The sequence below is a fragment of the Butyricimonas sp. RTP31003st1_G1_RTP31003_210430 genome (assembly GCF_040920905.1).
GTDB classification, from domain to species: Bacteria; Bacteroidota; Bacteroidia; order Bacteroidales; family Marinifilaceae; genus Butyricimonas; species Butyricimonas paravirosa.
The window spans coordinates 1-9,463 of record NZ_JBCOSQ010000104.1; the positions used below are offsets into that span (position 1 = coordinate 1).

The 9,463-nt window shown below is 47.6% G+C and carries 10 protein-coding genes; 3 read left to right on the forward strand and 7 right to left on the reverse strand.

Annotated features, from left to right (window positions below):
• Nucleotides 1-8 precede the first annotated feature (8 nt).
• Complete coding sequence (locus tag AB5542_RS20155) at nucleotides 9-1,148, reverse strand: M20 family metallopeptidase (RefSeq protein ID WP_279038486.1); 1,140 nt, start codon at nucleotides 1,146-1,148, stop codon at nucleotides 9-11.
• Between the two features lie 96 nt (nucleotides 1,149-1,244).
• Here AB5542_RS20155 and AB5542_RS20160 point away from each other — a divergent pair, with 96 nt between their 5' ends.
• Nucleotides 1,245-2,309 carry a DUF2157 domain-containing protein gene (locus AB5542_RS20160; RefSeq protein WP_087420129.1) on the forward strand — a complete coding sequence of 355 codons (1,065 nt, stop codon included), beginning with the start codon at nucleotides 1,245-1,247 and terminating at the stop codon, nucleotides 2,307-2,309.
• 3 nt (nucleotides 2,310-2,312) lie between these two features.
• Complete coding sequence (locus AB5542_RS20165) at nucleotides 2,313-2,777, forward strand: YqaA family protein (RefSeq protein ID WP_087420130.1); 465 nt, start codon at nucleotides 2,313-2,315, stop codon at nucleotides 2,775-2,777.
• Nucleotides 2,778-2,788: 11 nt separating this feature from the next.
• On the opposite strand, the gene AB5542_RS20170 is transcribed toward AB5542_RS20165, so the two are convergent.
• The 4 genes from AB5542_RS20170 to AB5542_RS20185 all read right to left on the reverse strand — a co-directional run bounded on the left by AB5542_RS20170 (nucleotide 2,789) and on the right by AB5542_RS20185 (nucleotide 6,342).
• Nucleotides 2,789-3,562, reverse strand: a complete 774-nt coding sequence (locus AB5542_RS20170) for a TPM domain-containing protein (protein WP_279038487.1) — start codon at nucleotides 3,560-3,562, stop codon at nucleotides 2,789-2,791.
• A gap of 57 nt (nucleotides 3,563-3,619) precedes the next feature.
• Nucleotides 3,620-4,054: a TPM domain-containing protein gene (locus AB5542_RS20175; RefSeq protein ID WP_087420132.1), complete on the reverse strand. Its 435-nt coding sequence runs from the start codon at nucleotides 4,052-4,054 to the stop codon at nucleotides 3,620-3,622.
• A 163-nt stretch (nucleotides 4,055-4,217) separates the two neighbouring features.
• On the reverse strand, nucleotides 4,218-4,808 hold the full coding sequence (locus AB5542_RS20180; protein ID WP_087420133.1) for a LemA family protein: 591 nt from the start codon (nucleotides 4,806-4,808) through the stop codon (nucleotides 4,218-4,220).
• A gap of 109 nt (nucleotides 4,809-4,917) precedes the next feature.
• A complete protein-coding gene (locus AB5542_RS20185; protein ID WP_279038488.1) occupies nucleotides 4,918-6,342 on the reverse strand; it encodes an MFS transporter in 1,425 nt (474 codons plus the stop codon).
• 350 nt (nucleotides 6,343-6,692) lie between these two features.
• Here AB5542_RS20185 and AB5542_RS20190 point away from each other — a divergent pair, with 350 nt between their 5' ends.
• Complete coding sequence (locus AB5542_RS20190) at nucleotides 6,693-7,853, forward strand: DEAD/DEAH box helicase (protein WP_279038489.1); 1,161 nt, start codon at nucleotides 6,693-6,695, stop codon at nucleotides 7,851-7,853.
• Nucleotides 7,854-7,923: 70 nt separating this feature from the next.
• Here AB5542_RS20190 and AB5542_RS20195 read toward each other — a convergent pair whose 3' ends face one another.
• The gene (locus tag AB5542_RS20195; protein WP_279038490.1) at nucleotides 7,924-9,123 is read right to left on the reverse strand and encodes an acetate/propionate family kinase; all 1,200 of its coding nucleotides are present in this window, start codon (nucleotides 9,121-9,123) and stop codon (nucleotides 7,924-7,926) included.
• A gap of 46 nt (nucleotides 9,124-9,169) precedes the next feature.
• The coding region (locus tag AB5542_RS20200; RefSeq protein ID WP_368243393.1) for a phosphate acyltransferase at nucleotides 9,170-9,463 on the reverse strand (294 nt) is incomplete at its 5' end.

The window sequence follows — 9,463 nt, forward strand, 5'->3', positions numbered from 1 at the left end:
CGCCTACATCATAGTCCCTGATTTTCTTTGGCGATCGTGTAAAACAGGGTTGCTCCTGTTTCAATCACTTCGTCTGGAAAGTCATACTGCGGGGAGTGGAGCGGGGCGCAGTTTTCCCCGGAACCCAGACCGAACATGGCTCCTTTATATTGCTGTGTGAATAAGCCGAAGTCTTCGCCCCAGCTGAATGGTGGCTGTAATTCTAAGTATGGTAAATTATTGCGAATAGCCGCACTTTTTACCAGGTTTACGGACTGCGGGTCGTTTTCATTGGCAGAAAACGGTTCCAACCATTCCATCTCGTGTTGCAAGCCGGGAGTACGTTCGCACTCGGTGGCTACCAGATTTTTTAGTTGCTCGGCGTGTTGGTGTAGCAGTTTGTCGGTTTTGGCTCGAAGCGTGGCCCGGATCACACCGTTTCCTGCCGACACGCCGTATGCTTCTTCCCCGACGTGTATTTCTACTATGGTAGAGAGAAAGTAGTTGTCGGATTGCATATCGGTGTTATTCCAGCGTGATAACTCATCAACAATCGTGAGCATGGCGGGAATAGGGCTGATACCTTTCTGTGGTTCAGCGGCGTGTGAGGTTTTTCCCGTGAGCGTGATGGAAACGCTCACCACGGCACACGTGAAACTACCTTCCTTGCAGAGAACGGCGTGCAACGGGTAGCCCGGTATGTTGTGTAGGGCAAATGCCTTGTCGATCTGGTAATAGTCCAACACTTTCGTGTCTAGCACGGCTTTTGAGCCTGTACCGTTCTCTTCTGCCGGTTGGAAAAGTAGCAGTACGCGTCCTTTTGTTAACGGGTGTTCTGACAGCATTCGAGCAAACCGGAGTAGTATGGTGGTGTGGCCGTCGTGGCCGCATTTGTGCGCCACTCCCGGGGTTTGTGAATGGTGGGGTATATCGTCCGGTTCCTGTACAGCGACGGCGTCCATATCTGCCCGGAACAGGACAGTGGGGCCGTCTTCCGAGAAGAAGTATTCAACGAGCAGCCCGTGGCCGCCCACGTGACGAATGACTTTGGTCGGGTGGAATACCTGTAATTTATCCTCGACGAAACGGGCCGTCCGTGCTTCGTGGCCCGAGAGTTCGGGGTGTTGATGCAGTTTGCGGCGTATTTGATAAAAAGTATCTTCTTGCATAGCTTTTCAATTTACACCGCGAAGGTAAAATAATTAATTATTCGTGTGGTTACATTTATTTTCTATCTTTACGTCGAATTATAAAAGAAAGCAGGCATGAAGTTAAATAAGTCGCAAGGGGATTTGTTGAAACGGGTGATCGAGCGATGGGAGGCGGACGGCACGATTGACGTGAGTACGGCGGATCGGTTGAAGGGAAGTTATACGGTGCGTTCTTTCGAGTGGAAGGAGTTGGCGAAGTACTCGTTTTGGATTGCCATCGTGTGCGGGGTGATCGCCGTGGTGTCGGTGTTAGCGGATCATTTGATCATGGATTTGCTTGAAAGATTGTTTCTTTCCTCTTATTCTTTGGCCAGCGGCGTGTTTGCCGTGGGAGCGGCCTTGGTGTATTACTGGGGTTGGCGACGACGGAAACGGATGCCTTACAAGGTTTTCAGTAACGAGACAATTCTTTTTTTGGGTGTGTTGCTGACGGCCGTCTCGGTCGGTTACTTGGGGGCGGCCATGGATAACGGGAGCGGGCATTTTTCATTGCTTTTCCTGCTGGCGGCGGTGATTTATGCCGTGCTGGGCTTTTACTTTTCGTCGGTGCAGGTGTGGGTGTTTGCCTTGTTGTCGCTGGGAGCGTGGTACGGGGCCGAGACAGGGTATCTGAGTGACTGGGGCAATCATTTTCTAGGCCTGAATTACCCGCAGCGTTACGTGGCTTTCGGGGGATTGCTGGTAGCGTGTCGTTTCTTGCTGGCCGGAAAGAAGTGGTTCACGACTTTTGATTACTCTACATACGTGGTGGGAATGCTTTACCTGTTTATCTCGTTGTGGTTTCTTTCCATATTCGGGAATTCGGAAAGCTGGATTCGCTGGTATTCCACGAAACAGGTGGAGTTGTGGGCTTGGAATTTGCTGATCCTTTTCGGTTCGGTAGTGGCTATATTTGTAGGTTTGAAACGGGATGATGCCGTTGCCCGTGGGTTCGGGATCACTTTTTTTCTGTTGGGTATTTACACGTTGTATTTCTCCCTGCTGTGGGATGTCATGCATGCCGGGTTGTTCTTTTTTATACTGGCTGTATCTTTCTGGTTGCTGGGGCGTAAAGCAGAGAGGGTATGGAACTTGGAATTTCTGCGTGACCCGAAGAAACCGAATGATGATATAAATTAAGTTATGGATACACTGGTAAGTTTAGGATATTGGGGGTTGTTTATCGGTTCTTTTCTGGCGTCGACGGTGATCCCGATGAGTGCCGACGTGTTGTTGGTAGGCGTGTTGGCGTTAGGAGGAAACGTGTGGGGATGCTTGGCGATAGCCACGGTAGGTAACTGGCTGGGAGGATTGACCTCGTACTGGATCGGGTGGCTGGGACGCTGGGACTGGATTGAACGCTGGTTCAAGGTGAAACGGGAAAAGCTGGAGCAACAGAAAGGACACGTGGATCGTTACGGTGTTTGGCTTGCTCTTTTCACGTGGTTGCCGATCGTGGGAGATCTGTTTGCCATTGCCCTCGGATTTTATCGTGTCCGTCCGAAGATGTCCGCTTTCTATATGCTCGTGGGGCGTTTTGCCCGCTTTCTGGTGTGGGTGTTGCTGTATATCAAGTACGCTGATCGTTTTATCGAGTGGATCAGTTGATCCGGTGATCGTTACCAGCTACCACTGGAACCACCGCCACCGAATGAACCACCGCCGAATCCACCAAATGACCCGCCACCACTGCTGAATCCTCCGAATCCACCGCTACTGCCGCCACCCATGGGAAAGATGAAGAATCCGCCGCGACCGGAGGTGTGACCGGGTGAGTAACCACCGCCGCCCCGTTTCCGGAATATGAGTGACAGGATGATCACGAAAACAATGAACCCGATCACGATGTCGAAGGGATTGCCTTCATTCTTTTTCTTGTACTCGTCTGCGGTGTATTCGCCTTTTGACAAGTCGATCAGCACGTCTGTGGCTTTGTCAATACCTTTGTAGTAGTTGTCTGCCTGAAAAGCGGGAATGATTTCATTACGGATGATGCGGGAGGCCGTCACGTCCGGAACGACACCTTCCAACCCGTAACCGACGGAAATGGCCACTTCTCCTTTTTCTCTTCCGGATTTGGGTTTAATCAGAATGACGATACCGTTGTCTTTTCCCTTTTGTCCAATACCCCATTTTTCCCCGAGACGGGCAGCGTAGTCGTTGATGTCGTACCCGTTGAGCGAAGGTACGGTGACCACGGCGATTTGGGTGGAGGAGTTATTGTTGAAGTTTACCAGTTTCTTTTCCAGCGCTGCCCGTTCTTGGGTGCTGAATAATCCCGTGAAGTCGTTCACGATGCGTTTCGGGGTCATGGGTTCCGGAATATCCTGAGCATGAACGGAGAGCAGGGTTCCCGCAATGACGGCGAATAATATGAAGAGTCTTTTTATCATTTTGCTATAAGTTACAAATTAGAAAACAGGTTGTTCGTACAAACCTGTGGTATTCCTTTACTGAAAGGAAATTTCGTCGGGAAGTTCGTTCACGTCGTCAGCCTGGTAGGGGAAGTACGCTTTCAGTTGTTCCCCGGCAGAGATGACAGCCTCGCAGATGCCTTCCGTGATCTTGCCTTCCTTGAATTTTGCAACCATGTTTTTCATGATTGAATCCCAGAAGTCCGCAGGTACTTTGGCGTTAATCCCGGCATCTCCCAAGATTGCGGATTTATGGTCCAGTAAGGCCACGTAGATCAGTACCCCGTTTCTTTGCGCCGTTTTGTGCATGTTTAAGTGGGCAAAAACGTCGGCAGCCCGGTCAAGTACGTCTATTTTACTACGGTTTTCGATATGTACCCGGATTTCCCCGGACGTGTCTTTTTCCGCTTGCTTGATAGCGGCTACCATGGCGTCTTTTTGTTGTTGGGTAAAGGCTTTTTCGGGAGACATAAGCTGATGAATTTTAGATTTTAGATTTTAGATTTTAGATTCCAGTCGCACGAGGCCAACGCTTTTTGATTTTCTATTTTTATCTTTTAACTTTTAGTTTTTATCTTTTCAACTACCCCCTCTAACTCCCCCTGTGTAAGGGGGAGCCGGTGGGGGTAGTTGTTTAAAATTTAACTTCCGGAGCTTTTTCTGCACCGGCGGCAGCCTCAAAGTAAGGTTTCGGGAGGAAACCGAACATCCCGGCGATGATGTTTTTGGGGAATGAACGAATGTAGGCGTTATAACCTTTCACTTCCTCGTTGAATTTGCGTCTTTCAACGGCAATTCGGTTTTCTGTTCCTTCTAGTTGGGCTTGCAAGTCACGGAAGTTCTCATTGGCTTTCAAGTCCGGGTATTGCTCGGAGATCGCCATCAAACGGGAGAGGGCAGAGGAAAGTTCGCCTTGCATATTATTGAATTTCTGGATAGTTTGCTCGTCCAGTTGATCAAAGTTTACCCGCATTTGCGTGGCTTTTGCACGGGCCTCCACAACTTGGGTCAACGTGTTCTGTTCATGCTCCGCGTAGCCTTTCACCGTGTTCACGAGGTTCGGGATTAGGTCCAGACGACGTTGGTATTGATTTTCCACGTTCGACCATTGGGAGGATACATTCTCACTCCGGGTTACCATCTGATTGTAACTTCCTTTAAACCACATGAAGATTCCAATCACGATGACGATAATTACTCCTATTACAATATAACTCTTTTTCATGTTTTGCTTTTATTTTAGTGTTACGAGTACAAATATAATGCTTTATTGATTGTCCGCTGCAGAATGAGGATGTTAAGATTTTAGATTTTAAACTTTTATCCTTTAGTTTTTATCTTTTAGTTTTATTTATCACTCGGTCGTAAATGTAGAGCAACAAGGTAGTGCCTAGCCCGATAGCCAGTATTACCATCCATATGTCGGAGGGGGAATACTCGTTCCATAGTAGGTTGGTTAACTCGTGAGGGGTGAGGTTGACTTGTTGGGCTACATGATCGAAATAGGCGTTATTTGACAAACCGTCCGGTAAATGGAGGCCTTTTGCGGCAACAAACTGACGAGTGATCATCACTTTATCCGCCATGTTTTGGTAGACTACACCGGAGATAATTCCGGCAAAAACGTTACCAATGAAGACGGGGATAAAGGAGTAGCCCATGTAGAGAGCCTTTTTGTCGTGTGGGGCAATCCGGCCGATATATTCCGTGATTTTCGGAGATCCGGCCATTTCTCCCAGCGAGAAGATCAATATCGCCACAAGCGTGAACAGCACGTTTTGTGAGAATAGGGTGAGGGCCATTCCGATGGAACAGACGAGGAATCCTGAAATCATGGATTTTAGGGGTTTCATGCGCATGACGATGCTCGACACGATAATCTGGAAAATGATAATGTAGAGGGCATCGAAGTTCGTCACGAATTCTGCATCCATAACTCCCGGGGCCGGACTGTAGTTGGTGCTGATGAAAGGGATATACTTTTCAAAAAAATGGTACAACACGCTCGTGTCTATCCATTGCGAGATAAAGACGGGTAGGGTGAAGAAGAGTTGGTTGTACATGGTCCAGAATCCGGCCACGATGAGCAGGAATACCACGAATTTCAAGTCTTTCACGATACTGAACATATTCCGGAATATATCCCCGAAGGTGCGAGTGAGAGAAGTCTGCTGCACGACTCCCCGGTGGGGTTCCTTGTAAAAAAGAAGTAGCACGAAGTTCAGCGCGATAATACCAGCCGATACATAGAACACGAGGTTGGACGATCCTTTGAACAAAAGGGTGACCATCGGTCCGAAGAAAGCGCCTATGTTAACCATCATGTAGTAGATGCCGAACCCGATGGAGGCTGTTTCATCCGTTGTGGTCTTGGCAATTGTGGCCGAGATGATCGGTTTGAACAGGGCGGCACCCAGAGCCAAATAAAGGTACATGAGGAATACTCCCGTGAACGTGGAGAACATGGGTAGGAGGATGAAGGCGGACGTGTAGATCACGAAAGCGAGAGCCAGTACTTTTTTGTAACCGTAGCGGTCAGCTATGGCCCCGGTCAAGACGGGTAGGAAGTAGAGTATTCCCGTTCCCACACCCATCAGGATTCCTTTTTGACTTTGCGTGAATTCCAGACCACCCATGTCGGATGATCCCGTGAGGTAATTGGCAAAAAGCATGAAGAAACCATACCATGCCCAGCGTTCAAATAATTCAATAGTATTAGCCACCCAAAAGGTGCGGGGAAATTTACGAAACACGCCCATCTTTTACGTTTTTAGTGATTGATTGGCAAATATAACGAATTCGACAGATGAAAGGAAGTAAACGTTCTTTTTTCTGAGAAATAAGCTGTTTAGACAAGGGTTTTTGCAATTATTCCAAGAAATATGGTGTAAACTGAATTATATTAACTATCTTTGTACCGTGAAACATTGTGAGTTCATTTTGATCTTTATCTTCTTTGTATTTTCCGGACATATTCCGTTCGGCTCTTTCCATCGTTGAATTGACCTTTGTAAGCTTTCTTTGTTCAGACAGTTTCTTTGCCCGAGTAGGTTTATATGTACGAATCGAAAATGGCTGGAGGCAATTTTAAACGTAACAATTATTTATTATGACATTTAGAGAATTAGAAATTGCAGAGCCTATTTTAAAGGCTATCTGTGAAAAAGGATATGAAAAGCCCACCCCGATACAAGAGAAGGGTATACCTGTGGCTCTTGGTGGTGGCGATATGCTGGGAATTGCCCAGACCGGAACCGGTAAGACAGCGACGTTCGCTATACCGATCCTGCAACATTTACTGGCCGATCGTTCGGAGGAAAATCGTTCGGAAACACGAGGGAATAAAGGACGTCTCGTGAAAAGACGGGTTATTAAGGCTTTAATCCTGACACCGACCCGGGAATTGGCTATCCAGATCGGAGAGAATATCACGGATTACGGGAAGTACACGGGGATTAGGCATGCGATTATATTCGGCGGAGTGAAACAAGGACCGCAGACGGATCTGTTACAGGCAGGAGTAGATATTCTTGTTGCCACACCGGGACGTTTGCTCGATTTGATTCGGCAGGGATACGTGAATCTTTCATCGATTACGCATTTTGTTCTGGATGAGGCTGACAGGATGCTGGATATGGGATTTATCGCGGATATACGACGTTTGTTACCCATGCTGCCGACAAAGCGGCAGACGCTGTTCTTCTCGGCAACGATGCCTAAGGATATAGTGAATTTGTCGAGAAGTATTCTTTCAAACCCGACGAGGGTGGAGGTAACCCCGGTTTCTTCTGCCGTTGACACGGTGGAACAATGTGTCTATTTCGTGGAGAAACCGGAAAAGAAGAAACTTCTTGTTTCCTTGTTGAAACAAGAGAAAAAGTCGGTGCTTGTTTTTTCACGTACCAAGCATGGGGCGGATAATATATCCCGCTTGTTGAAGAAGTCCGGCATCAAAAGTGAGGCGATTCACGGGGATAAATCACAAGGACAACGCCAGCGAGCTTTGTCGAACTTTAAGGCTGGAGCTATCCGGGTGATGGTGGCCACTGACATCGCGGCGCGAGGAATTGATATTCAGGAGTTGGAGATTGTCATAAATTATGATCTGCCTGATGTGGCTGAAACATACGTACATCGTATCGGGCGCACCGGGCGTGCGGGACATTTCGGTACAGCGGTGACGTTCTGTTCGGAAGAGGAACAGTCTAAAATTCGGGAAATCCAAGTTCTAACTGGCAAGAAAATCAATCGGTTGTCTTTTCAAGCATGATGACTGAACGTATATAAAAAAAGAACGATCTGTATCACAGATCGTTCTTTTTTTATATAGAAATAATAGCTTATTTCACTAGATTCATGGTGTCCGTCGCGATAACCAATTCTTCGTCCGTGGTGATGCTCATCACGATTACTTTGGAATCGGCGGAAGACAGTACTTTGTCTTGTCCACGAACGCCTTTATTGGCGGCTACATCAAAGTGAATACCCATGTATTCCATGTTGGTACATACTTGTTCACGTACTTCACTGTCATTTTCCCCGATACCCCCGGTGAAGACGATCAAATCCGCTCCGTTTAGGGCGGCAGCATAGCTACCCACGTATTTCTTCACGTCATAAGCAAGAATATCAAGGGCGAGGCGAGCCTTGTCGTTTCCGGATTCAGCTGCAGCCTGTAAGTCACGACAATCGGAAGAAACTTCAGATACTCCTTGCAATCCTGATTGTTTATTTACTAGGTCGTTTGCCTGTGCCGCATTTAAACCTTCTTTCTCGCAGATATACAATAATGCTCCCAAGTCAAGGTCTCCCGTACGGGTTCCCATGATCACACCGGCATTGGGAGTGAAACCCATGGAGGTGTCAACGGATTTACCTTTGTTGATGGCGGTTATGGATGAACCATTACCCAAGTGGCAAGTGATGATTTTTTTCTCCTCAATATTCCATCCCAGTATTTTACATGCTTTTTCAGCCACGAACTTGTGAGAGGTTCCGTGGAATCCGTAACGACGGATACGATAATCCTCGTAGTATTTGTACGGGAGCCCGTAGATATATGCTTCTTTCGGAAGAGTTTGGTGGAATGACGTGTCAAATACTGCTACTTGTGGTATACCCGGTAACAGTTTTTCCATGGTCTCGATTCCTTTCAAGTTTGCGGGATTGTGAAGTGGGGCTAACTCGCAGCAAGCGGCGATCTTTTTCTTGGCATCCTCGTCAACACGGGCGCTCTTAGCAAAGAATTCACCTCCATGAGCTACGCGGTGTCCCACGGCATTAATGTCCGTCAAGGCCTTGATTACCCCATGTTTCGGGTCAACCAGAGCTTTCAAGATCAAATCGATCCCGGCTGTATGGTCCGCGATAGGTTCTTCTACCACGTATTTATCTTTTCCTTCCGGTTTGTGAGTGAAACTTCCCACGGGTAAACCGATCTTTTCCACCAATCCTTTAGCGAGTAACGTCGGTTCTCCTGCCATGTCAAGCAATTGATATTTAATAGAGGAGCTACCGCAGTTTAAAACTAATACGTTCATTATAATTTAATTTGAAAATGGTAATACTTGTTGAGTCTATAAAAGTCTATTTTGCCGCTGCCTGATTTACCGTGATGGCAACAAGGTTCACGATGTCGCTCACGGAACAACCTCTTGACAGGTCGTTAATTGGGGCTGCCATACCTTGGAGGACGGGACCCACCGCTTCAATTCCTGCAATACGTTGCACGAGTTTATAGCTGATGTTTCCAACTTCAAGACTCGGGAATATCAACACGTTAGCTTTACCGGCCACGGGACTGCCCGGGGCTTTGCTGGCACCTACCGATGCCACGAGGGCCGCATCAGCTTGCATTTCTCCGTCGATCATCACGTCGGG

Coding starts and splice junctions, on each gene's coding strand:
- AB5542_RS20180 (WP_087420133.1), bottom strand. CDS start 4,808: ATGAAAAAGAGTTATATTGTAATAGGAGTAATTATCGTCATCGTGATT.
- AB5542_RS20185 (WP_279038488.1), bottom strand. CDS start 6,342: ATGGGCGTGTTTCGTAAATTTCCCCGCACCTTTTGGGTGGCTAATACT.
- AB5542_RS20195 (WP_279038490.1), bottom strand. CDS start 9,123: ATGAACGTATTAGTTTTAAACTGCGGTAGCTCCTCTATTAAATATCAA.
- AB5542_RS20175 (WP_087420132.1), bottom strand. CDS start 4,054: ATGTCTCCCGAAAAAGCCTTTACCCAACAACAAAAAGACGCCATGGTA.
- AB5542_RS20155 (WP_279038486.1), bottom strand. CDS start 1,148: ATGCAAGAAGATACTTTTTATCAAATACGCCGCAAACTGCATCAACAC.
- AB5542_RS20170 (WP_279038487.1), bottom strand. CDS start 3,562: ATGATAAAAAGACTCTTCATATTATTCGCCGTCATTGCGGGAACCCTG.
- AB5542_RS20190 (WP_279038489.1), top strand. CDS start 6,693: ATGACATTTAGAGAATTAGAAATTGCAGAGCCTATTTTAAAGGCTATC.
- AB5542_RS20160 (WP_087420129.1), top strand. CDS start 1,245: ATGAAGTTAAATAAGTCGCAAGGGGATTTGTTGAAACGGGTGATCGAG.
- AB5542_RS20165 (WP_087420130.1), top strand. CDS start 2,313: ATGGATACACTGGTAAGTTTAGGATATTGGGGGTTGTTTATCGGTTCT.